Here is a 25,028-nt window from a genome sequence, read left to right as displayed (position 1 = left end):
GGTGTTAGTGGTTGCGGTAGATGCGGATGGCGTTCAGCACGGGTTCGCCCTCGATGCGTCCGAAATCGACGCGCAGGCCCCGGCCGTCGCGCACGATGACGTCGACTTTGCGGACCATCGCCCGCGAGAAACCGACCTCGGCGGCGATCGAGAAGTTTTCGAACACCTTCTGTCCGTTCACCGAGACGTCGAAGCGGCGTCCCGTGTACTGCTGCTGGGCGCCGTCGGAGCCGAGGTTGTAGGCCAGCGCCTCGCGCTTCTCGGCAGCGTCGAGTTCGGCCCAGTAGAGGTAGACCGAGTAGCTGCCGTCGGGCACGTCGGCGCGGAACGACTCGATGCCGACGCGCTGGGTCTGGAAGACGGGGACGTTCTTCGTGCCGAGGATGGCCGACGCGCTTCCGAGGAACCCGGTTCCGGAGCGGCGCAGGACCTCCCCGCCGACGTATCCCCAACTGCCGGGGGTGTAGGGCTGTTCGGGAATCCACGCCAGACCCGCCTCGCGGTCGTCGAAATAGCGGGGCGAGCCGAGCATCACGTTCAGCTCGGTGAAACGTTCGGGCGACGCCTGCGCCAGCCGGAAACCGACGGTCAGGACATCGGTGAGCGCCCCGGCCCGGGCCACGAGACGGTTCTCGCCGTCCGTGAACGGAACGTCGAACATCGCCACGCCCCCTTCGGAACGCTTGGTCCTGACTTTGCGGCCGTTGAGGGTGAGGGTCACCGACGGCTGGTTGGTGAAGACCGGCACGGGTTGTATGCAGCGGCCCGAGCCGTCGTCCGCTCCGCTGCGGTTCTGCCACTCGCGGTTGCCGATGGCGAGCTGCGGGGTGCTGCTGAGCACGGTCTTGTAGAAAAGATAGGTGTCTTTCAGCTCGCGGTCGAGACCCGTGATGCCCTTGTTATTGACGTGGGGCACGACGTCGGCGCGCGGCTCGGAGTAGAACGCATTGAGGTTCCAGAGCGACGAACCCGCGATGAAGGGACGCTTTTGCATCTCGCTCAGATAGTGACGGTTGTAGACCAGCCCGTACTCCTGCGAGAAATCGAACTGCTCGGGCGAGAACGAGTGCAGGCGCGGATCGACGTCGGCGCCGTACTCGGTCACGATCAGCACTTTGTCGGGATACTGGGCGTGGAGCCGGTCGAGGATGCGCTCGAAGCCGGTGATGTCCTTTTCGTACCATCCCTGATAGAGGTTCCAGCCCTGAATCATCGGAATCCGGGTCAGGTTGGCCGCGGCATACCGGTCCGGGGCGTTGTGGAAGGCGATCATCGTGTAGCGCGAGGGGTCCTCGCTGCGCAGGGTCTCTTCCAGCGTGCGGGCCACGCGTTCGAGGGCTTTGTAGTAACTCTTCGTGCGGGCTTCATCGGTGTAGGGCGGGCGGAGCAGCGTCTCGTTCATGTAGGCCCAGATCATCACCGAAGGGTGGTTGAAATCCTGACGGACCATTTCGCGGACCATGTGCACCGAGTTTTCGAGGAACTCCTCGCTCTCGGTGACGGCGTTGACCACCGGGATTTCGACCGAAGTCACGATGCCCAGCCGGTCGCACATCTCCATCACCACGGGGTCCTGCGGGTAGTGCGACACGCGCAGGAAGTTGCCGCCCATCTCCTTGATGAGGCGTATGTCGCGTTCGTGCATCTCGTCGGTCAGCGCCCAGCCGCGGCCCAGATAGTCCTGATGGCGGCATGTGCCGACGAGCTTGCGCGGGCGGCCGTTGAGCGAGAACCCTTTGTCGGGGTCGAACGAGAACCACCGCAGTCCCAGCGGGTTGGAAACCTCGTCCAGCACGCGGCCGTCCTCGGCCACGATGCGCGTCAGCACGCGGTAGAGGTTCGGTTCGTCGATGTCCCACAGCCGGGGTGAGGCGATCGTGATGCCGCGGCGGAGCTGTTCCGCGATGCTTCCGGCAGCCACTTCCGCCGTGTCGTCCGTGCGGGCGACACAGCGGCCGTCGGGTGCGAGAATGCGGTGTTCGACGCGCACCCGGGCCGTCTTCGAACCGCTGTTGGCCACCAGCGTCCGCACCTCGACCGTAGCCTGCCGGGCCGTGACCTCGGGGGTCGATAGGTAGACGCCCGGCGACGCGAAGTCGGTCGGCGCCACATGTACCTTGTCGGTCATCAGCAGGCTCACGTCGCGGTAGATGCCGCCGAAGAAGGTGAAGTCGGCCGACAGGGGCGGGATGTCGGGGTTGTGGGCGTTGTCCACTTCGACGGCGAAGAGGTTCTCGCCGCCCGGGACGATGTATTTCGTGATGTCGAACACGAAGCGCGTGTAACCGCCCGTGTGCTTCCCGGCGTAATGACCGTTGACATAGAGCCGCACCACTTGGTTGGCCCCCTCGAAGCAGAGGTAGACCTGCTTCGAGGCGGCGTCGGCCGGCAGGACGATCCGCTTGCGGTACCATGCCGGGCCGCGGTAGAATCCCGGGACGTCGTCGTCGGCGTCCCCGGCATTCCATGTGTGGGGGATGTTCACTGTTTCCCACGCCGAGTCGTCGGCCGCGGGCAGGAAGGCGTTGTAAGGCGAGCCTTTGGTAAAGCGCCAAGCGTCGTTGACCGTGTATTTGACCCGGGCCGCGGACGAAGCGGCGGTCAGAAGCAGCGTCAGACAGAGAATGATTCGGATGTGTTTCATCGGTTTTCGGTTGATTGGAATTTGCAGTCGAGGGGTTCGCCCGTGTAGCGGACGGTCTGTTCCGCGGGGGCGGCCCCGGGGCGGAAGACCCGGATGCGGAGCGTCTGTTCCTGCGCCATGCCGGGGTAGGAACCTTCACGCGCGGAGATGCTCAGCACGGCGTCCGCCTCCGACCAGCCGAGGGTGCAGCGGGCGTATTGGCCCTGCTCGTAGCCGTAGCCCTCTCCGGCATCGTCGTAGAGGACGAAACGGGCGTCGGCCCCGGTGTAGACGCGGATTTCGAGTTCGGCATCGGGACCGGCCATCACCGACTCCTTCACCGCGCCCAGCGGCACGATCGAACCGCCCCGGGCATAGACCGGGAGTTCGGTGAGGCCGCACGTTTTGACCGCGCGCTCTCCGCTGCGGAAAACCTCGCCCGTGAAGAAGTCGTACCACCATGCGCCGTCGTGGCGCGGCAGGAGCGTTGCGACGGGCTGGGTTCGGGCTCCGTCGGGCATCGGCTCGAAGACGGGACGCACCAACAGCGAGGGACCGAACAGATAGGCTTCGTCGTAAGCCGCGATGTCGCGGTCTCCGGGGAAAGCCATGCCCGCGGCCGTGATGAACGAACTGCCGTTGGCGGCGACGTCGTAGGCCGTGGAGTAGACATAGGGCGTCAGGCGGTAGCGCAGGTCGATGTATTTTGTCTGGTTGCGGTACCAGACGCTCCCCTCGTCGCCGAACTGCCACACCTCGCGCGGGACGTTGGTTCCGTGGGCGCGGAAGATCGGCAGGAAGGCCCCGAACTGGAACCAGCGGGCGTATAACTCCTTATAGGCCGGGTCAGCCAGTCCGCGGGGGTAGATGCCGCCGTTGTCGGTGACGTAGAATCCGCCCGTGTCGAACGTCCAGTAGGGGAATCCCGACGCCGCGAGGTTGACACCCGCGGCCAACTGGCGTTTCATCGTCTCCCACGAGGCGATGATGTCGCCCGACCAGACGGCCGTTCCGTAGCGCTGCTGCCCGGCGAATGCCGAGCGGGTGAAGAGCAGCGGCCGGCGCTCGGGAGCCGCCGCGCGCAGGCGGCCGTAAAGATCGCCCATCCAGACCAGCGAATAGGTGTTCAGATAGCGGTGGAAAGCCCCCATACGGGTCTTTCCGGCCGACTTGGTGCGGGCCTCCTGCTTGCGCTGGGTGAATCCCTCGCGGAACGAGGGCTCGGTGGCGTCCATCCACCAGCCGTCGACGCCGGTGTCGAACAGCCCCGTGCGGAAGTGGCTCCAGACGATGTCGCGCGCCGCCGGGGCATAGGCGTCGAAGACCTTGTACCCGGCCCACGTCCGCTCGTCGAACAGCGCTCCGGCGGCTTCCAGATCGCGGTATACGGCCGTCTCGGGGCCGAATCCCGGCCATACCGAGACCAGCAGCCGCACGCCGGACTCTTCGTGCAGGCGGTCGATGGCGGCTTTGGGGTTCGGGAAACGCACCGAATCCCACACGAGGGCATTCCAATGGGGTTTTTCGCCCCAATACTCCCAGTCCTGCACGATGACGTCGATCGGGATGTGGCGGCGGCGGTATTCGCTGACCACGCCGGTCAGTTCGTCGAAGGTCTTGTAGCGTTCCCTCGACTGCCAGAATCCGAAAGCCCATTTCGGGAGCATTGACGCGGCGCCGGTCAGCGCACGGTAGCCGCGCACGCATCCGGCGGGATCGCCTCCGTAGACGAACCAGTAATCGACGGCGTCGCCCACCTCCGACGTGAATTCGAAAGCGTCGCCCCCGTCGCGGAACTCCGAGGCCGAATAGTTGTCCCACAGCAGTCCGAAGCCGCGCGTGGAGACCAGATAGGGGTTGACGATATCCTTGTTGGCCTGCAGCAGCAGGACCGTGTCGCGTTTGTAGTTCAGGGCGCCCGTCTGGTACTGGCCCAGTCCGTACAGCGCCTCGTCGTCGGTGCCTGCGAAACGCTGGGTCACGGCGTAGCATGCCTCGCCGCCCACGGTGTCGGGGCGGAGGCTGCGGGCGGTCTCCTCAAGTAGGAGCGTGCCCGTGCGGGCGTCCCGGAACGAGAAAAGGCCGCGCGTGCGGTCGAACTCCACCCGAAGCTGCGGCGTGCGGAACGCATAGCCGTGCTCAATGGCCTCGCGGCGCACCTCGACGGGAGCCGCAGGCAGCGAATCCACGACCAGCCGCCGCGTCACGAGGGGCGACCCGGCGGGGCGGGCGAGGATGCGCACGGTGTTTTCCGAGCGGAACTCGACGCGGTAGGCCATGCCGGCCTCGTCGAACGTAAAGGCGTTGCCGTCGCGTTGGGGACCGCCGCAGGCCGCGCAGATGGCGGCCGACAGCAGGGTAATGAGCAGGCGCATCATCGGCTGAGGGTGTAATGGAAGCTGACGTCGCGCAGCTTCAGTTTGCCTTTGAACAGCAGTGTAAAGCCCGGAGTCGTGGCGTAGAGCACGTTTTCGGGCGCCAGTTCGACGCGCACCCGTTTCCATGTGCCCGAACCGTCGGTCTTGAACTTGGCGACGGTGGCGAAGAGGTCCTTGGGCTGACGCTCGGTGCGCGAGTAGATGAAGACGAAATCGCCCGTCGGGGCGTCGTCGAAGTATTCGAACTCGACATACCCCGTGTGGGTCCGTGCCGCGATCAGCGAACGGGTCGCCGTCTCGGGGAGGTAGACTTTCAGTTCGGGCGAAACGTACCGGACGCCGTGCACGGCGTCGCTGCTGAATCGCAGTTCCGATTCCGGAATGTCGAGCGTGCTGTTTTTGAGTGTCTTTTCGAGTGTCTCCACGGCGGTTTCCGCCGCGGATATCCGTTCGGCGGCTTCCGAATAGGCCCCCTTGGCGACAGCTTCGGCGGCCGCGTCGATCAGAGCGTCGGCTCCGGCCGTCTTGCGGCGTGCCGCGGCGAGGTGTTCGCTCCGCTTGCGCAGGTCGAAAATCCGCGCCGGAAGTGCAATACCCGAGGCATCCTCGGCCATCTCTTTGAACTGCGCCGCGTAATGCAGCGTCGTGCGCAGCTCGCGGTCGCCGTTCTCCACCGTGGGCTCGATCTCGTGCCCCTCGGTGTAGTCGCTCCACGAGGCGATGAACACCATGTCGAGGCTGTCGCGCGAAGCCATGTTGAACTCCCACATCCGCTTGTAGGTCCGGCCTTCATCCCGCGGAATGTAGTAAAAATGCTGTCCGCCCCAGCCGGCGCAGCCGCGGTTGTCCATGCCGGGCATGACGAAACCCGATTTAACGGTGTAGGCCGGGTCGGGGCTCATCCACACCGAGTCGCGGAACGGCTTCATGAACTCAATGAGGTCGTCCGGTTCGGCGTAATTGTCCCAGTAGGGGTGTGCGGCGTCCATCGGACGCACGCGGGCCGGCAGCCATGCCGTGGGGATCATCCCCAGCTCTTTCCACGACTCGATCTCGGGGCTCCAGCGCACGGGAACGTAGCGGTTCTCCTCGAGCGTGCCCCATTCGGCCCAGCGGCGCAGCACGGCGGGCTGCTGCATCCCTTCGGGCAGGCGGACCTTCGATGCGGCATAGGCATATTCGGCGGGTTTGGCGCCCGGGCCGAAGAGGTAGAAGACCGGGCGTCCGCCGACGGTCGGGGCCGTCGGGCCCGACAGTACGTTGTCCACCAGATACTGGTAACAGCGGGCATAATGCTCGGTCTTGGCCTCGCGGGTGTCGATCTCGGGGTGCATGCGGGTGATCCAGTCGTAGTAGAGCCAGCCGTCGCACCAGTTGACGCCGATTTCGAAGCCGTATTTCGCGGCCACGGGCTGCATGGCCTTCAGCAGTTTGTCGTTCTCGTGGTCCATGAAACCCCATTCGATGAAGAATCCGTCGATGCCCGCGGCCTTGGCCGAGAGAATCTGGTATTCGATGTAATCGGGGTCGAGGTTCGACTGCATGCCCACCTGCGGATAGGCCACGGCGGCGATGTCGTGGCGTCCCTCAGCGTCCGTGAAGTCGGCGTTGTAGCAAAGCCTCTTCCGGCCGGTCTTCGACTTGGCGGTTTCGGCGTGCATCTCCCAGCGGCCCAGTTTGCCGTCGTGGGCGCGCGTATAGCGCACGCCGTGGTAGTCGGCATAGATTTTCTTGCCGTTTTGCGCCGGGGCTGCCGTCGTGAGCAGGAGCAGCGCCGCCGCCGCGGGTAAAATGCGTAACGGGGTCATCGTTTCAATCGGTTTTATTTATCAAGGAACGGAAACCCCTCCGGAGAATTGCTCCGGAGGAATTTCCGATTCCAAAAATGTAGTTACTCCTTGGGGAACTTGATCGAAACCGTCACGGTCGACAGGTTCGTGTTCTTCGGTTTCCCGGTTTCGGTGGTCTCCTCGTAAATCGAAAGGATCTTCATAAGGCCGATCCGGGCCCCTCCGGCGGACGATTTGCTGCCCGTCTTGAATGCGATGACATCGCCGACTTTGGAGTCGATACGCGAGAGCGTGATCTGGCTCGCAACGACATCGTTCGCTATCGAGGCCGCCGTTGCGCTCTCGAAATCGACGTTCGTGAGCACTTGGTAGCGGGTCATGGGCTTTGCCGCCAGATCTTTCAGTGTCCGGCCGTCAGGAGCCTTGTATTCCCCGGCCTTTTCTCCGTCGGGCGAGTAGATGCGGTGGGTCACGTTGCTCATGTTGTAGTAACAGATGTCCACGTCGGCGACACCGTTCGTTTCAGCAGCGTCGAGCACATCCAGCATCGGCAGCGTCTTCATGTATTTGAGCGAGAAGAGCGCATAGACATCCGGTCTGGAAACCTTGGCGCTCGTATAGCCGATAGCGCCGATTTCCACGCTCTCCAGATAATCCATGTTGACCATGGCCTTGGTCGTCGCCGTGGTCGTGCGGCCCACGTTGTCCGTAACGATCACCTTGACACCCGATGTGGCGTTCGTGAACACCATCTCTTCGGCATAGTTCACCGTGTGGAGTTTGTCGTAGGTCTTGACGGGTAATGCTACCTCGGTCTTGCCCTCCAGACGGAACAACTCGACCTTCACGACGCCGGCCAGCGACTCGATCGCGATGTTGACGGCCTTCTTCTCGTCCTTGTCGGCGAAGATCATTGCATCGGCGAATGTGACGGTCGGGGGCGGCACGGTCTTGTAGGAGACCGTCATCGAAGCGATGCGCACCTGATCGTAGATGTCCGTGGCCTTGACCTTGAATCCCTTGTCCGTCTCTCCGTACTGAATCATCTCGTCGAACGTATAGGTCGTCCACGGGTCGGTGTCTCCGCCCGTAACGGTTCCGCCGTACTGGGTCTGTCCTTCGGTCGTCACCCGGTACATTTCAATGCTCTTGAGGGCGCTGGCGCTCGTCACGACGAAATGCGTGCGCTCCTTGTCGCCGCCGACGGTCTCGTCGTACGACCAGCTCTCAGGCGTGAAGACGATCGTGGGAGGAGCCACGACGTCGATGATCGACACGGGGATCGACTCGGTGACGGTGCGGCCCAGCAGGTCGACGGCCGTGACGACGGCTTGGGTGTAATCGGCCTCCCAATTCACTTTTTCCGAAAGGCTGTAGCTCTTGCGGTTGAAGAAATCGGTGACGGTGGTCACGGGAACCCGTTCGTCGTCCGAGGTGAGAATGTCGAGCGATACGCTCTGAAGACCGGCTTCCGACTTGACGACGGCCACGATCGGCAGGTTGTCGACCACGTTGAGGTCGGCTTCGAGCGTGTCGTAAGCGTAGGTGATGGTCGGTTTGGCGCTCGAGGGGTCGATGCCGTCGTCGTCGTTGCAGGCTGCGAACGACACAACGGCGAAAATCCCGGCCAGTATGGTGAATAGTCTCTTATTCATGGTTTTCGGTGTTTTAAAGTTCGTCATGTCCTATTTCTTGTAATAGCAGTAGGAGTCGAAGACGTGAACCACGCCGTTGGTGGGCATGATGTTCGAGCTGATCGCCTTCCGCATGGGCGAGTTGCCGTTCGTGCCAGTGTCGTTCACGATGATCGCTCCGGCGTCGGCCATCCATGGGTTTTTGCGGGTGAGCATGGTCATCAGGCCCTCTTCGCCGCGACGCAGCGTCAGCACGAAGATCGCCTCGACGGGAAGTTCCCCATAGCCGCTGTAGAAACCGTCGACGATGTGGTAGCGCAGCAGGTTGCGGACCGCTTCGACCGGACACTCCGTCAATGACGAGTGGTTCTGGTCGGAGATGAAATTCTTGACGGCCGTGTTGGTCAGCGCCAAGAACGTGTATTCGTGGCCGGTCTGGGTGTAGTACTCCTTCATGCCGGCGTATTCGATGGCCGCCATGAACTCGCTGAAGATGTCCGAACGGGTTTCGAAATACTCCCATGCCGTCATCGGAATGTGGGGGTCGAGCACCGAACCGTCGTAGTCGGCGTCGGTTTGCAGCTTCATGTCGCCGCAGGCGGCGGTCAGTGCGACCGCCAGAAGCAACGCCAGTTTCTTAAATATATGTTTACACATGGTACAGTCGGATTAAGGGATTATTTACTCGTTGCATAGTAGCTGTTCTGCACCAGTTTCTTGTTCTGGTCCAGATGGGAAAAATGGATCGGGAAGAGCTCGTTGCCGTCGTCCTTGCAGCCGTTGATGGGCCCCATGACGCTCTTCCAGCGGCCCGTGCGCACGAGGTCGAACCAGCGGCGGCCTTCGCCGACCAGCTCCCGCTGGCGCTCGTCGAGGATGAAGTCCACGAGCGACTCCTCGTCGGCGAAATCGGCGGCCGAAGGGGTCTCGAGTCCGGCGCGCGTGCGGATCGGCTTCACCAGATCGAGAGCCTCCTCCCACTTGCTCTGGCGGGCTTGAGCCTCGGCCTGAAGCAGCAGCATGTCCGAATAGCGGTAGATGGGGTAGGCGACCTCGCAGGTCTTGTTGAGCGTCGACGAGATGTCTCCCGCGATGTATTTGCGCAGCTCCCAGCCCGACTGGTAGTTCTTCGTCACGATCGGGAAGCGCAGGTCCTTTTCCTGATCGTACTTGTTGCGCAGGACTTCGGAAACCACGGCGGCGCGGTTGCCCGAACCGGTGAACCACTGGTACATGTAGCTGTAACCGTTGGTGCCCACCTCGTCCATGTTGAAATGCACGACGAAGATGAACTCCTTGGTGCTGTACTCGTCGTTCTCGGGGGTGTTGTCGCTGGCCTTGTTGTTTAGCTCCTCGGCGAACATCTTCTTCCATGTGTCGATGCTCGGCTCGAAAGCCATGAACGTCGTGTTGTTCTTCATCTTCTCGATGGTCTGGTCGGCGAGGCTGTACTCCTTGAGCCACATGTAGGTGTCGGCCATGATCGCCCACGCGCCGTAAGGCGAGATGCGCTTGCGCTCCTTGTTCTTCGTGCGGTCGAGCAGCGATTCGGCTTTCTTGGCGTCCTCGAGGATCACTTCGCGCAGGATGTACTCCTTATCGGTGCGTTCGCGGTAGATGTCCGGGCTGTACTCCTCGTTGGGCTCGGTGAACAGGGGCACGTCGCCCCAGACGCGCACGGCGTAGAGGTAAGCCAGCGCACGCATGCCGTAAGCCTGTCCCAGCAGGTCGTTGCGGTCCGATACCGACGGCATGTCGACGCCCGGGAGGTACTTGATGCAGAGATTGGCTTGGTTGATGACCTTATAAAGTCCCGTCCACTTGGCGCAGTTGAGGTCGGTGGTCAACTGGTTGTCGATGACGCGCTGCTGGGTGGCTGCCGTCGAAGCTCCGGGTTCGAAGTCGTCCGAGCGGAACTCGCCCCAGTAGAAGTAGTTTTCGCGCATGGCCGAGCGGAAATAGTTGTACATCTGGCTTACGCCGGCTTTGGCGTCGCGCGAGGAGGTCCACATCTGGTCGGCGGGAATTTCGCTGACGGGCTGTTCGTCGAGGAACGACTCGCAGGAGGAGGCTCCCGAAACCAGCAGGACGGCGGCAAGTATGTATTGTATCTTTTTCATGGTGTTGTAAGCCTTTAGAATTTGATGTTTGCACCCACGCCGAATTCACGTTTCATGGGGTAACGGTAGGTGTCCCGGCCGATCTGCAGGGGGTTCGACGACGAGAATTCGGGGTCGTAGCCGCTGTAGGAGGTCCACGTCATCAGGTTGTTGCCGAAGATGTAGACCTGCAGCGCCTTGATGCGCAGCGCCTTGAGCCAGCGTTCGGGCAGGTCGTACGACAGGCGGATGTTCGACAGGCGGATGTAGTCGGCATCCTCGACGTAGAACGAGTTGGCGTAACGGGCGTTGTTGTACTCGTCGTTGTAGGGGCGCGGGTAGAGCGCCTGATCGCCCTGCTGGGTCCAGATGTTGTTGATTACATGGCCCGAGGGGGTCGTCGAGCTGTAGAGGAACATGTTGCGCTGGTGCTCGGCGTAGTTGTAGATCTGTCCGCCGAACGAGTAGTAGAACGATACGAACAGTCCGATGTTCTTGTAGGTGAAGGAGGTGCTCAGACCGCCGGTGTAGGTGGGCAGGGCGTTGCCGATAATCATGCGGTCGCTCTCGTCGATGATGCCGTCGCGCGAGCCTGCGGACTCCTCCCAGTTGACGTCGCCGCCGCGGAAGACCTTGCCGTTGGGCAGTTTCTTCTGGACGTAGCTGCCGTTGTAAACCTGCCCGTTGAGGGTGTAGTGGCTGAACGAGCCGTTCTCGAAGACGGGCGTGAGCTGCTGCCATGAATCGGGCGTGAAGGCGTTCGACTCGTCGTAGGGGAAGATGTTGATCTGCTTGTAGCCGTAGAAATCGCCGATCGAACCGCCTTCGGCCATCCACCAGAGGTCGTTCTCGAGGTAAGGCTCACCCTCGGCGAGCTTCTCGATGGTGTTCCAGTTGCGCGAGATGTTGAACGATGCGTTCCAGCGGAAATCCTTCGTGCGGACGAGGTCGCCGGCGATCGTGAACTCGAAACCGCGGTTGCTGACCTCGCCGACGTTCGTGCGCATGGTCGAGAAACCCGACTCTTTCGGGAGCTCGCGGTTGGCCAGCAGGCCGTCGGTGTACTTGTCGTAGTAGTCGGCCGTGATGGTGAGCCGGCTGTTGAAGAAGCTCAGGTCGAGACCCACGTCCACCTGACGGGTCTCCTCCCAGCGCAGGTTGTCCACCGCGAGGCGTGCGGGATAGACGCCGCCCACGCCGTCGTAGATATCGCCCGTGGCATAGGAATAGAGGTAGTCGTAGTTGCCGATCTGCTCGTTACCGGTGATACCCCAACTGACGCGGATCTTGGCGTCGTCGAGCGCACGGCGGGCGAAGCTCATGAAGCCTTCGTCCGAGAGGCGCCATGCGGCCGATACCGAGGGGAAGTTGCCCCAGCGGTTGTTCTTCGAGAAGCGCGACGAACCGTCCCGGCGGAAGGTGGCCTGAATCAGGTATTTCGACTTGAAGTCGTAGCCAACGCGGGCGAAGAACGACGCCATCGAGTGGTTGGTTTGCCAAGTTCCCGTCTCGCTCAGGGTGAGGTTGGCGGCGAAGGCGTTCATCGTGGGGATGAAGTCCGTCGAGGAGTTGATACCCGAGAGGATGGTCTGGTCGGTGCGCCACTGCTGCTCGCTGAAGCCCAGAAGTGCTTCGAAATTGTGGTTGCCCCACTTGTTCTTATAGGTCAGGACGTTCTCGTTGAGCCAGTTCCAGTTGAGGTTGTCGGCGGCGTAACCGCTGTTGCTCTTCTGCCACTCGTCGGTAATCATACTCGGGTAGACGCGCTGGCGCTTGTTGAGGTAGAGGTTGGCGTTGATGCTCGTCTGGAATTTCAGGCCCTTGGCGAGTTTGATCTCGAAGCCCTGATAAAGGTTGCCCTGATAGTATTCCGTGCGGTCGGTGGTGTATTTCACCTGTGCCAGCGGACTCTTCTGACCTTGGAATACGCCGGCCAGCGTGCCGTCGGGATAGTAAAGGTTGAAATAGGGACGGCGCGAGAGCATCGCGGTCATCAGTTGGCCCTCGTTGATGCCGTTCTTCTGGGAGTAGCCCAGCGAGACGCGGCTGTGGAGCGTCAGCCAGTCGGCAGCCGTGTAGTCGGCGTTGATGCGGGCCGTCAGACGCTGGAAATTGGTGTTGGGGACGATACCGCGCTCGTTGTAGTAGCCGGTCGAACCGTAATACTTCATCTTCTTCGTGCCGCCCGAGACGCTCAGGTCTACCTGATCTTTCTGAGCCCACTGGAAGAGAATGTCCTGATAGTCGTTGTCGACGTTGAACGCGGCGTTCAGCGAGTCCTGAATAATCATGAAACTCTCGTCGGGCGAACCGATCGAGTTGTCTTGGAAATATTTGCGGCGCAGCAGGTCGTACTTGCGGCGGTCGGCGCGCGTGGCCTGCGCGAGTTTGTGCGAAAGTTTGCCCCATGTGTGGAGGTATTTCACGTCGATGCGGGGAGCTCCCTCCTGACCGCCCTTGGTGGTGATGAGGATGACGCCGTTGGCCGAACGCGATCCGTACATGGCGGCCGATGCGGCGTCCTTGAGAATTTCGATCGAGGTGATGTCGCCGGGGTTGATGCCGTCGATGTCCTCCATCGGAATACCGTCTACCACATAGAGCGGCTTCACGCCCTCGGCCGAGAAGGTCGAGATACCGCGGATGTTGATCTGCGAACTTTCACCCGGCTGTCCCGAGCCTGCGGAGATCTGCACGCCGGCAACCTGTCCCTGCAGGGCCTCGAAGACGTTCGCGGGGGTTCTGCGCTCGATGGCGTCCGACGAGATCGAGGTGATGGCGCCCGTCACGTCGCGCTTGCGCATCGTGCCGTAGGCCACGACCATCACTTCGTCGATTTTCTGGGCGTCGGAGTCGAGCGAAATATCCAGATGATCGGCATTCGCGGTGAGCGTTTTGGTCACATATCCGATGAAGGATACCTGAATGGACGCCCCGCGTTTCGAGAGCGAAAGCGAGAATTTACCGTCTGCACCGGTCACCGTGCCGTTCGACGTGCCCGGCTCGACTACGGTCGCGCCGACGAGGGGCTGGCCGTCACCTTTGACTGTGCCTGAGAGGGTGAATTTCCCCCCCCCACCTTTCTGGGCGACGGCAAGTCCCGATTGCAGCAGCATTACCGCCACTAAGACGGCACACAGCCAATGAACTTTCGTCAATAGTTTCTTCATGATTGTAATTAGTTAGTTGGTTTTATGTGGTGATTGTATTGTGGCGTGTTGGTCAGCAGCTATTTATACTATGTATATGAACCCCGGAGCCCGCTTCCGACTCGCTTCCGGGAAACGGGTCCTACGCAAAGTTATATAACTTTTTTGGTAAAAAGTATATGTGTGTGCGCACACACGCCCGGTTCCAAACCCATAACACAAATAGTCCGGCGATCGTTCTCCGGTCTGTAAAAACCGGCCTGAAATGTTTCTAAAGGGCCCTGATACCGTATTTTTGGTGCTAAGGGCATGACGTATCTTCACCTTTTGCCGACCGGCTGTTTGGGGTATTTTTTACGCTAACTAATTTTCGGGGGCTCCGCTTCCGTCCGCGCTCCCGGCCGGGACCCTGCCCGAAGGCGGTTTCTTTGATCCGGAATCCCGCAGGGTTGCTCCATGCCGGTGCCCTGACAGTAGTACGATCGTCCGGGACGGACGAAATGATAGCTGGCAAACCCGATTCCGATAGCATGCAAACTCCCGGGCGGATGATTCGTGTTAAATTTGCGGCAAAAGACAAATCCAAATTCAGCACTTATGAAAACGAAACTTCGTCACTGGACTTTCTTCTTTGCGGCTGCCGCGATCGCGGCTCCGGGTTGCAGCGACAACGCCGACCCGGTCTACAAGGATGCTTCGCAGAGCGTCGAACGGCGCGTCGACGACCTCCTCTCCCGCATGACCCTCGAGGAGAAGGTCGGGCAGATGTGCCAGTACGTCGGCCTCAATCACATGCGACAGACTGCCGTGGTGCTCTCCGAGGCCGAGATGAAGAAAAGCCACGCCATGGGCTTCTATGCCGACTGTCCGCCCGAGCGGATCGAGGAGATGATCCGCGAGGGTATCACCGGTTCGTTCCTGCATGTGACGTCGGTCGAGGAGGCCAACTACATCCAGTCGCTGGCGCTCCGGAGCCGGCTGGCGATCCCGGTGCTGATCGGCATCGACGCCATGCACGGCACGGGGCTGGTCCGCGGGGCGACGGTCTATCCCACCGAGATCGGGCAGGCCGCCTCTTTCAACCCCGCGCTGGTCGAGAAAATCGGCCGGGAAACGGCCCTCGAAATGCGGGCTTCGGGTTCGCAGTGGACCTTCGGCCCGAATATCGAGGTGGCGCGCGACGCCCGCTGGGGGCGTGTCGGCGACACGTTCGGCGAAGACCCCTATCTGGTGACGCAGTTGGGCGTGGCGGCCGTGAAGGGATTGCAGGGGGCCGATTTCACGGGTGAGGATTACGTCATCGCCTGCGCCAAGCACATGGCGGGCGGCAGCCAGCCGGTGAACGGCATCAACGGTGCGCCGAACGACATGTCGGAGCGCACGCTGCGCGAGGTGTTCCTGCCGCCGTTCGAAAAGTGTGTCGAGGCGGGTATCTATACGGTGATGGCCGCCCACAACGAGTACGACGGCATTCCCTGCCACGGCAGCCGTTTTCTGCTGACCGACATCCTGCGCGGCGAATGGGGCTTCGACGGCTTCGTGGTGAGCGATTGGATGGATATCGAGCGCATGCAGGACTACCACACGACGGGGGCGACCCTGCGCGACGTCTATTCGCAGACGCTCGACGCCGGGATGGACATGCACATGCACGGTCCCGATTTCTATTACGAAGTGCTGGAAATGGTCCGGGACGGCGTCATTCCGGAGTCGCGCATCGAGGCTTCGGTGCGTCCCATCCTCGCGGCCAAATTCCGGCTGGGGCTCTTCGAAAACCCCTATGTCGGAGAGGAGAAGACCCGCGGCACGCTTTTCTGCGAGGAGCACCGCGCAACGGCGCTCGATGCCGCACGCGAGTCGATCGTGCTGCTGGAGAACGACGGCATCCTGCCGCTCGACCCGGCCAAATACCGCCGTGTGCTGGTGACGGGGCCTTTTGCCGACAATCAGGTGCAACTGGGCGACTGGGCTTTCAGACAGCCCGAGGAAAATGTCACGACCGTCTGGGAGGGTTTGCAGGCCGTGAGCCCCGAAACGCAGTTCACGCTTTGCGACTTGGGTTGGAACGTCCGGAACATAACTCCCGAACAGGTGCGCGGCGCCGTGCGTCAGGCCGCGGGCAAGGACCTCGCCATCGTGGTCGTCGGCGAGAACTCGCTGCGCTACCACTGGAAAGAGAAGACCTGCGGCGAGAACAGCGACCGCTACGACATCTCGCTCTACGGCGAGCAGGAGCCGCTCATCCGGGCGCTTCACGCCACGGGCATCCCGGTCGTGGTGGTGATGACCAACGGCCGCCCGCTCTCGACGGAGTGGGTTTCGGAGAACGTCGCTGCGCTCATCGAGGCGTGGGAACCCGGATCGCTGGGCGGTCAGGCCGTCGCCGAGGTTCTCTACGGCAAGGTGAACCCTTCGGGCAAAATGCCCATCTCCGTGCCGCGCCACTCGGGGCAGATTCCCGTCTACTACAACCATAAGTTCACCCACCACTGGTTCCCCTATGCCACGGGCAAGAGCTCGCCGCTCTACGAGTTCGGTTACGGACTGAGCTATACGACGTTCGGATACGGCGATGTGGAGCTTTCGGCCGGCACGATGGCCCCCGACGGACAGCTCACGGCCTCGGTCACGCTGACCAATACGGGCAGCACGGCCGGAACGGAGGTCGTGCAGCTCTACCTGCGCGACAAGGTCAGCTCGGCGACGCGTCCCGTCAAGGAGCTCAGGGATTTCCGCCGCGTGACCTTGGCCCCGGGCGAGAGCACCCGCGTGGAGTTCACGCTGACCCCCGACAAACTGGCCTATTACGACGCCAAGATGCACTACGGCGTGGAGCCGGGCGATTTCGAGGTGATGATCGGCTCCTCGTCGCGCGACAAGGACCTCCGGCGTGCCGTCTTTACGGTGAAGTGACGCCTTCCTCCGGGAGTCCGGTTTGCTTTTCCGGCCGATTCGCGCTATCTTTGTCCGGTCGGAACGACGCTCCGTTCCGACCGTAAATCCGGATGAAGAGACTCAGATACCTGCTGTTGGCGCTGCTGCTGGGGTGCCTCGTTCCGGGGCTTTCCGCGGCTCCCGCCGATGTCCCGAGGGGCACGACGCCCGCTCCGCTGCGTTCGCTCGACGGGCGGGCCGTGTTCAACGTGGCCAAAGACGCCGACGGCTATGTGTGGATGGTCACCCGCACGGGTGCGAGCCGTTTCGACGGCCGTTCGGTACGCTATTACCCGCTGGTCGGCTCCGAACTGCTGACCGACGGCGACGGCCACCAGACGGCCCTGCGCATCGACCGCGAGGGGCGTCTGTGGGTCTTTACCGACAGCGGCAAACTCTTCTGCTACAACCCTTGGTCCGACTCCTTCGAACAGCGGCTCAACCTGCCGGACTACGATCCCGGGGTGCTGCTCAACGACATCTTCTTCGATGCCGCCGGCCGGCTGTGGCTCGGCACGACCGCGGGGCTTCTCGAAGCCGACGCCCGGACCTTCTCGCCCGACCGGGAACATACCTCCCTCCGTCTGGCAGGACACAACGTCAACTGCATCGTGCCCCTCGCCGACGACAATCTGGCCGTCGGGACGAATGAGGGCATTTCCCTGCTGTCGGGCGGCACACCCCTTTCCGACGGTGAGCGCATACTGGCGGAGCACAACGTGACGTCGATCTATTACGATAGCCGGAGCGGCTTGCTCTGGGCGGGGACTTTCGGTTCGGGACTGCGGTTGTGGGACCTCACGGCAGGGCGCGAGGCCGGGGCTCCGTGGCTGCGGCACATTCCCGCCAGCCCGATCCGCGTGATCCGGCCGATGGGCGGCGACAAACTGCTGGCGGGGATCGACGGCGGCGGCGTCTACCTGCTCGACCTGCAGGCCCGGCGTGCGGCGCGCTACCTCTCGGAGAACGAGGAGTTCGGCGGCCAGCTCAGGGGCAACGGCGTCTACGACCTGCTGCCCGACGGCGAACACGTCTGGGTGGCCACCTATACGGGCGGCATCTCGCTGGTCGATGTTTCGGACAAATTCTGCCTGATCTCCCGGACGCCTTTCGGCGACCCCGGGCAGTCGCTGGGCGACAATCATGTCAACGCCGTGCTGGAGGACCGCGACGGCGACATGTGGTTTGCCACCAACCACGGCGTGAGCCTGTGGCGGGTGCGCGAGAACCGCTGGAGCCAGCTCATCCGCGACGACAACACCTACCTGACACTCTGCGAGACGACCGACGGGCGGGTCTGGTGCGGCGGATACAGCACGGGCGTCCATCTGCTCGACAAACGCGGGGGCGGTCGCGTCGTGCGGTCGGTCCGTTCGCTCGGGGGCGGCTCCCGGGCCGACTGCATCTACGCCTCGCTGGTCGACGACGACGGCAATGTCTGGTTCGGGGGCCTGAACAACCGCCTGACGTGTCTGCACGGCGGCGGGCAGACCGCTTACGACATCCGGGGCGTCAACTCCGTCGTGCGGGTCGATGCCGACCGGCTCATGGTCAACACCACACGGGGCTTCTGCCTGCTGAACCGCCGCAACGGCACTTTCCGCCGCCTGTTCGCCGATCCGGACGACTACGGCGTGCGTTCCAACAGCTTTATCTACAACAGCATCGCGCTCGGCGACGAACTCTGGTTCGGAACTTCGGGCGGAGGACTGAACCTCTTCGACCTCGGCGACGGGACGGTGCGCAACTTCACGATGGAGGACGGCCTGCCGTCGAATTTCATCTTCAGCATCCAGCAGGACCGCGCCGGGAACCTCTGGATCAGCACCGACGGCGGCATCTGCTGTTTCGATCCGCGCGAACGGCGTCTGCTGTTCAACATCGGGCAGCCGCCCGTCAGCCAGTTCGTCTTTTCGTCGGGCTGTACGCTGCGCGACGGCCGCATTGCCTTCGGCAGCATCGCCGGATGCCTGCTCTTCGACCCGCAGGTCATCCGCCCGGCCTCCCCGAAGGTGGAGTTCCGCTTCACGGAGTTTAGGCTCTTCTACGAACCCGTCACGGCGCAGTCGGCCCCCGGCGTGCTGACGGCTCCGATCGACCGGGTGGAGCACATCCGCCTGCGCCACCGCCAGAACACCTTCTCGTTCGGATTCACGGCGCTGGACCTCTACCATTCGGACAAATACCTTTATACCTATCGCCTCGAGGGCTTCGACGGGAAGTGGCTCCCGGCGGGCAGTTACAGCGGGGCGGAGTACACGAACATTCCTCCGGGGGAATATCGTTTCCGCGTGCGGTGTATCGACAAGGAGAGCCGCGCCGTGCTGGTGGAGCGGGCGATCGGACTCCGGGTCCTGCCGCCGTGGTGGGCCACGGGCACGGCGATGGCCGTCTACCTGCTGGCGCTGTTGGCATTGCTCTGTGCCGCGGCCCGCTGGTGGCAGCGCCGGCAGGAGCGCCGGCACATGGACGAGAAACTCTCGCTGTTCATCGACATCGCCCACGACATCCGCACGCCGCTGTCGCTCGTGATCGCACCCCTGCGCGACCTGAGCCGCGAGACGCTGAGCGAGCAGGGCGCCTACTGCCTCGATCTGGCCCGGCAGAACTGCGAAAAACTCTTCTCGATGGTGCAGGGATTGCTGGATATTCACAAGATGGAGATCGCGGCCTCGGCGGTCGTGCCTTCGGCAGTCTGCCCCGGGAAGCTCCTGCGCCGGAAATGCGACGAGTTCGAACCGATGGCCGCCCGCAAGGGGGTGACGCTCTGTCTGGAGGACGGAACGGACGGGGTCGTCGTCATGGTCGATTTCGACAAATTCAACCATGTGCTCGACAACCTTCTGTCGAATGCCGTGAAGTATACGCCCCGCGGCGGCCGGGTCACCGTGCGGCTGTCGCGCAGCGGCAAAAAACTCGTTTTCGAAGTCTGCGACACGGGCATCGGCATCGCCGAAGGCGACCGCAAGCATATTTTCCGCAAGTTCTACCGTTCGCAGAACGCCGTGCAGACCGGAGAGATCGGCAGCGGGGTGGGGCTGGTCATCACCCGCCGGCTGGTGGGCCGCATGAAAGGTACGCTGGCCTTCGACAGCCGCGAGGGCGAGGGCACCGTCTTCCGGCTGACGCTGCCCTGCGTCGAGGCCCCGGCCGAGGCCGCAGTGGCCGTTCCGAAAGGCCCGGACCCGGTGCCGGAGGGGGAGCCCGGTGGCGGCGAGGAGCTTTGCGAGGGCATGGACCGCGTGCTGGTCGTCGAGGACAACGCCGACATGCGCAGCTACCTTTCCTATTCGCTCTCGTCGGATTATAAGGTCTATGCCGTGGCGTCGGGCGAGGAGGCGCTGGCCTTCCTCGCCGGGCACAGCGTGGACATCGTGATCTCGGACGTCATGATGGGCGGCGGGATCTCCGGCATCGAACTCTGTGCGCGTCTCAAGGGCGACATCGCCACGTCGCACCTGTTCGTCATCCTGCTCACGGCCTGCACCCGGCAGGAGAGCATCCTGAGCGGTTTCGAATCGGGCGCCAACGACTACATCACCAAGCCTTTCAGCATCGACGTGCTGCACATGAAGCTCAACAACCTGATGCAGACCCGCCGCATCATCCGCGAGCAGGGCAATGCCGTTGTCGAGCGCATGGCATCTCCGGGAGAGGCTTCCGAGGTCGCCCCGGCCATCAACGGCATCGACAACGATTTCCTGCGCCGCAGTATTGAGGTCGTGGCCGCGAACCTCTCCGACAGCGCCTTTTCGATCAACGACCTGTGCCGCGAGATGGCTGTCAGCCGGACGCTGATGTACGAAAAACTGCGTGCGCTGGCCGGACAGTCGCCCAGCGACTTCATCCGCGGCATCCGCCTGCGCCGGGCCTACGAGTTGTTGCAGTCTGCCGACCACTCCGTGGCCGAGGTGGCGGTGCTGGCGGGCTTCTCCGACGCCAAATATTTCAGCACGGTCTTCAAAAAACATTTCGGCGAGAGCCCGAGCCAAGTCCCGCAATCGAGACGAAGTGCGTCTCGGCGAGGTTGAGTAACGCAATCCCTGTTACGAACCATCCGCCGCAACCGAAGAGCTGCGGCGGATGGTTTTGCAGGTTATTTGTGCAGTCCGAACCGGCGCATCATGCCTTTCCACCAGCGGGAATACCATTTTTTGCGTTTTATCCGCCAGCTTCCGATACAGTGGTGTATGGCATAGTTGCCGTCGCAGGCGCGTTCCGGCCATCCGGCCACATAATGCGAGGGATATACATGCATTCCGTCGGCAAGCGACTGTTCCTCGTCGCGGTAGCGGAATCCGTAGGGGACGGCTGCCCAAGCCATGATGTCGGGGGCGATTACGTTGCCGTAGTAGGATTGGCCGTCGTTGTCCCGGAAGCGGTGACTTTCGTACCAGTCGAGGCATTTGCGGAGATAGGGGTGCCCGGCTTCGCTGCCGAAAGCTGCCGATTGGATTCCCAATCCCAGATTATAGCGGGGCTTTCTGGTCAGCAGGTGTCCTTCCCGGTCCAGCAGACCGTCCTCGATATTGCGGGCAAGCACCTCTTCGTTGACCTCGACCACGGCAAAGAGCTGCGATGCGGTGAGCAGTTCGTCGAAAGGTTTGCGGACCTCGATATCCATGTCCAGATAGATACCGCCTTCGGTGTAGAGCGCGTAGTGGCGGATATAGTCGGCCGCAAAGGCATATTTCTTGAGCCTGAAAGCTCTCCGGACCCACGGTACCGAACGGACATCGAATCGGCTCGTATCCCAGACGATGATTTCGTAATCGGGCAGCACCCGCCGCCAAGATTCGATGCACTCCTGTATTTTGGGAGGATAATTCCCCCCCCCAGCCAGCAACAATGAATTTTCTTCGGTATCATGATAAGTGACGCCTGTATTTGGAGCTCTATTTATCAGGTTCGACATCGAGCCGAACGAGTCGTTACGACACCAAATATACGAAAATAATCCGTCTGCCGCGGGGCCGTCCGATTTATTTTCCGCGAACGTCGAGCTCTTTTTCAGCACGGCGTTGCACACGCGGTCCCCGAGAGCCCGGGAACTTTAGCCCGGCGGCTGGCCGGGTATGCCGGGCGGTGTGTCAACCTCGGCAACATCAAGCGCCTGTGCTTCGTGGGCGGGCATCTGCGGCCGGCAATATCCCGGTTACGGAGTGACCGCCAAAACCGAAAAAAGAGACCGTCACATCGTGACGGTCTCTTTTTGTGGAGAATACGAGAGTCGAACTCGTGACCTCTTGCATGCCATGCAAGCGCTCTAGCCAACTGAGCTAATCCCCCATTGCGGTTGCAAAGATAATCGGATTTTTTTATTCTGCAAAATCCGGAGCAAAAAAAGAGACGCTGAAAAATATTTTTCAGCGTCCCGAGGTGTTTCAGCTGTGGAAAAACAGATTATTCCACCTCCCATGTGGAGCCCGAACGCAGCAGGTCGTCCACACAGTGAATCTTGCTCGCGGCTTTCACCTCCTCGACCTGACGCTCCACCGCGAGGTCGTAGACCGAGTCGTCCTCGACCTCGCGGATCACACCTACGGCGACCGGATAGTCGGGGTACTTCATGGCTGCCAGCATCGAGTGCAGCGTCGTGTCGCGTTCGTGGGCGTCGTGCGTCAGCACGTCGTCCAGCGTATAGCCGTCCTGACCCACGGTCACCACCTTCAACTTCATGTTCTCGAACACGATGCCCTTCTCCCGGTTGGCGCCGAAGAGCATCTTCTCGCCGTGGCGCAGCGTTACGGTGCGCTCGGCGCGCGTGGCCTTGTCGGCGGCGAAGTCGTAGTGGGTCTTGTCGTTGAAGATCACGCAGTTCTGCAAGACCTCGATCACCGACATGCCCTTGTGCTTGGCGGCGGCGACCATGCATTCCTTCGAAAGTTGGACCTCCATGTCGATCGAACGGGCGAAGAACGTGCCTTTGGCGCCGATCACCAGTTCGCCGGGGTTGAACGGCTTCTCGACCGTGCCGTAAGGCGAGGTCTTGGTGATCTTGCCCAGCTTCGAGGTGGGGGAGTACTGGCCTTTGGTGAGGCCGTAGATCTCGTTGTTGAACAGGATGACGTTCAGGTCCACATTGCGGCGGATGGCGTGGATGAAGTGGTTGCCGCCGATGGCCAGCGAGTCGCCGTCGCCTGTGGTGACCCACACCGAGAGGCGCGGGTTGGCGGTCTTGACGCCCGTCGCCACGGCGTTGGCGCGTCCGTGCACGGAGTGGAATCCGTAGGTCTTCATGTAGTAGATGAAACGCGACGAGCAGCCGATGCCCGAGACGAACGTGAACAGGTTGTGTGGGGTGTCGAGCGCGTCGGCAATCTCGGGCAGCGCGCGCTGTACGGCGTTCAGAATGGCGTGGTCGCCGCATCCGGGGCACCAGCGTACCTCTTGGTCGCTCTTGAAATCCGCAGGGGTGTATTTGTAGTCTGCCATGGTTACTTCAGTAAGGATTCGAATTTCTTTTTAAGCTCTACAACCGTGAAGGGCAGTCCCTCGCACTTGTTGTACTGGTCGTAGGGGAACTCTTGGAAGTTCTGGCGCAGGTAGTTGGCGAACTGGCCTTCGTTCAGCTCGCAGACGACGATCTTCCGGAATTTCGCAAAAATCCCGCGCACGCCCTTCGGCAGCGGGTTGATGTAGTTGAAATGGCACAGCGAAACCTTCTTGCCCTCTTTGCGCATCTCGTCCACGGCATTTTGCAGATGGCCGCGCGTGCCGCCCCAGCCTACGACCAGCAGGTCGCCCTCGGCCTCGCCGTAAACGGTCTGGGCCGGAATGTCCTCGGCGGCTTTGGCCACCTTCTCGGCGCGTGCGTGCGTCATCTTCTGGTGGTTGGCCGGGTCGTGCGAGATACAGCCCTTCACGCAGTCCTTCTCCAGTCCGCCCACGCGGTGCTCCAGTCCCACCTTGCCGGGGAACGCCCAGCCGCGGGCCAGTTTCTCGTTGCGCACATAAGGCATGAATCCGCCTTCGGGAGCTTTGTCGACGATCGGGGGCTGGATGGCGGGGTAGTCCTTCATCTGCGGGATGCGCCACGGCTCCGAACCGTTGGCGATGAATCCGTCGGTGAGCAGGATGACGGGCGTCATGTGCTCCATGGCGAGGCGTCCGGCCTCGAATGCGTAGTGGAAGCAGTCGCTGGGCGACGATGCGGCCACGACGATCACCGGGCATTCGCCGTTGCGGCCGTAGAGCGCCTGCGCCAAGTCACTCTGTTCGGTCTTGGTCGGGAGTCCCGTCGAGGGTCCTCCGCGCTGTACGTCCACCACCACGAGCGGCAGTTCGGTCATCACGGCCAGACCCAGCGCCTCGCTCTTGAGCGACAGGCCCGGTCCCGAGGTGGTCGTCACGGCGAAGTTACCCGCAAAGGCGGCTCCGATGGCGGTGCAGATGCCCGCGATCTCGTCCTCGGCCTGCACGGTCTTCACGCCGAGGTCCTTGCGCTTGGCCAGCTCCTCGAGGATCACCGTCGCCGGGGTGATGGGGTACGAACCGCAGAAGAGCGGCAGTCCGGCCTTCTCGGCGGCGGCGCACAGTCCCCATGCCGTGGCGACGTTGCCGTTGATCGAGCGGTAGGTGCCCTTTTCGCGGGGAGCCGGGGCCACGGTGTAGTTGTTGGCGAACTGGTGGGTGTTGGCCGCGTAGTTATAACCTGCGGCGATGGCCAGTTTGTTGGCCTCGGCCACGGCGGGGTTCTTCTTGGCGAACTTGCCGTCGAGGTATTTGAGGGCGTAATCTTCCGGACGGTCGAACAGCCAGAAGCAGATGCCCAGTGCGAACATGTTCTTGCACTTGACCACCGCCTTGTTGTCGAGTCCGGTCTCTTTGAGCGCCTCGCGTGTCATGGACGTAATGTCGGGGATCACGACGTTGTACTCGTCGAGCTTGAGCTCCTCCAGCGGGTCCAGCGTTGCGAACCCCGCCTTTTTGAGATGCTCCTCGGTGAGCGAGTCTCCGTCGAGGATGACCGTGGCACCGGCCTTGAGCCACTTGCGGTTGGCCTTGAGCGCCGCGGGGTTCATGGCCACCAGCACGTCGCAGTAATCGCCGGGGTTGAGCTCACGGTGGTCGCCGAAATGTACCTGGAATCCCGAGACGCCCGCCACGGTTCCCTGCGGGGCGCGGATTTCGGCCGGGTAGTCGGGGAAGGTCGAGATGCCGTTCCCCAGCAGCGCCGAAGTGTCGGAAAAGAGCGTGCCCGTAAGCTGCATTCCGTCGCCCGAATCGCCCGAGAAGCGTATCACGACATCCTGCAACTCCCGCACTTTTGTTTGTTCCATGATTTTGATTTCAGATTAGGGGTTAATACAACGATTTCATAAATAATATAGTGAAAGGTGGGGACAAAGCGGCGAACTTGTTCGCAGTCGATGCCCAACCGCATCCTATATTATGCAAATATATTAAATAAATTGTCAA

General features: G+C 62.0%; 12 protein-coding genes and 1 tRNA gene. 2 read left to right on the top strand and 11 right to left on the bottom strand.

Annotated features, from left to right (window positions below; genetic code table 11):
* Positions 1-4 precede the first annotated feature (4 nt).
* From BN5935_RS14675 to BN5935_RS14645, 7 genes are all read right to left on the bottom strand, one after another.
* Entirely contained in the window at positions 5-2,644 is a 2,640-nt protein-coding gene (locus BN5935_RS14675; protein WP_064976755.1) for a glycoside hydrolase family 2 TIM barrel-domain containing protein, read from the bottom strand.
* Positions 2,641-5,001, bottom strand: coding sequence for a glycoside hydrolase family 31 protein (locus BN5935_RS14670; RefSeq protein ID WP_082944171.1), 2,361 nt, complete (start codon positions 4,999-5,001; stop codon positions 2,641-2,643). Before BN5935_RS14670 ends, BN5935_RS14675 begins: the two co-directional genes overlap by 4 nt.
* Positions 4,998-6,809, bottom strand: a complete 1,812-nt coding sequence (locus BN5935_RS14665; protein ID WP_064976754.1) for a glycoside hydrolase family 99 protein — start codon at positions 6,807-6,809, stop codon at positions 4,998-5,000. Before BN5935_RS14665 ends, BN5935_RS14670 begins: the two co-directional genes overlap by 4 nt.
* A gap of 83 nt (positions 6,810-6,892) precedes the next feature.
* Positions 6,893-8,446 (bottom strand): hypothetical protein, encoded by a 1,554-nt coding sequence (locus tag BN5935_RS14660; RefSeq protein ID WP_064976753.1) that lies wholly within the window; start codon positions 8,444-8,446, stop codon positions 6,893-6,895.
* Positions 8,447-8,476: 30 nt separating this feature from the next.
* Positions 8,477-9,082 (bottom strand): fasciclin domain-containing protein, encoded by a 606-nt coding sequence (locus BN5935_RS14655; RefSeq protein ID WP_064976752.1) that lies wholly within the window; start codon positions 9,080-9,082, stop codon positions 8,477-8,479.
* A 20-nt stretch (positions 9,083-9,102) separates the two neighbouring features.
* Positions 9,103-10,545 (bottom strand): RagB/SusD family nutrient uptake outer membrane protein, encoded by a 1,443-nt coding sequence (locus BN5935_RS14650; protein ID WP_064976751.1) that lies wholly within the window; start codon positions 10,543-10,545, stop codon positions 9,103-9,105.
* 14 nt (positions 10,546-10,559) lie between these two features.
* Entirely contained in the window at positions 10,560-13,694 is a 3,135-nt protein-coding gene (locus BN5935_RS14645; protein ID WP_064976750.1) for a SusC/RagA family TonB-linked outer membrane protein, read from the bottom strand.
* A gap of 576 nt (positions 13,695-14,270) precedes the next feature.
* Here BN5935_RS14645 and BN5935_RS14640 point away from each other — a divergent pair.
* Together BN5935_RS14640 and BN5935_RS14635 are read left to right on the top strand one after the other, a co-directional pair.
* Entirely contained in the window at positions 14,271-16,586 is a 2,316-nt protein-coding gene (locus tag BN5935_RS14640) for a glycoside hydrolase family 3 N-terminal domain-containing protein (RefSeq protein WP_064976749.1), read from the top strand.
* 92 nt (positions 16,587-16,678) lie between these two features.
* Entirely contained in the window at positions 16,679-20,638 is a 3,960-nt protein-coding gene (locus tag BN5935_RS14635; protein ID WP_082944170.1) for a hybrid sensor histidine kinase/response regulator transcription factor, read from the top strand.
* A 65-nt stretch (positions 20,639-20,703) separates the two neighbouring features.
* Here the strand turns inward: BN5935_RS14635 and BN5935_RS14630 are convergent, their stop codons facing one another.
* The 4 genes from BN5935_RS14630 to BN5935_RS14615 form a co-directional block, all read right to left on the bottom strand.
* Positions 20,704-21,522, bottom strand: a complete 819-nt coding sequence (locus BN5935_RS14630) for a glycosyltransferase family 32 protein (protein WP_147625848.1) — start codon at positions 21,520-21,522, stop codon at positions 20,704-20,706.
* Between the two features lie 300 nt (positions 21,523-21,822).
* A tRNA-Ala gene (locus BN5935_RS14625) sits at positions 21,823-21,896 on the bottom strand.
* A gap of 114 nt (positions 21,897-22,010) precedes the next feature.
* Positions 22,011-23,042, bottom strand: a complete 1,032-nt coding sequence (locus BN5935_RS14620; RefSeq protein ID WP_064976747.1) for a 2-oxoacid:ferredoxin oxidoreductase subunit beta — start codon at positions 23,040-23,042, stop codon at positions 22,011-22,013.
* Positions 23,043-23,044: 2 nt separating this feature from the next.
* Complete coding sequence (locus tag BN5935_RS14615) at positions 23,045-24,889, bottom strand: 2-oxoacid:acceptor oxidoreductase subunit alpha (protein ID WP_064976746.1); 1,845 nt, start codon at positions 24,887-24,889, stop codon at positions 23,045-23,047.
* Positions 24,890-25,028 lie beyond the last annotated feature (139 nt).

This window comes from Alistipes provencensis, assembly GCF_900083545.1.
GTDB lineage: Bacteria > Bacteroidota > Bacteroidia > Bacteroidales > Rikenellaceae > Alistipes > Alistipes provencensis.
The sequence above is the reverse complement of the archived record's forward strand: the minus strand, read 5'-3'. Positions and strand labels throughout refer to the sequence as shown.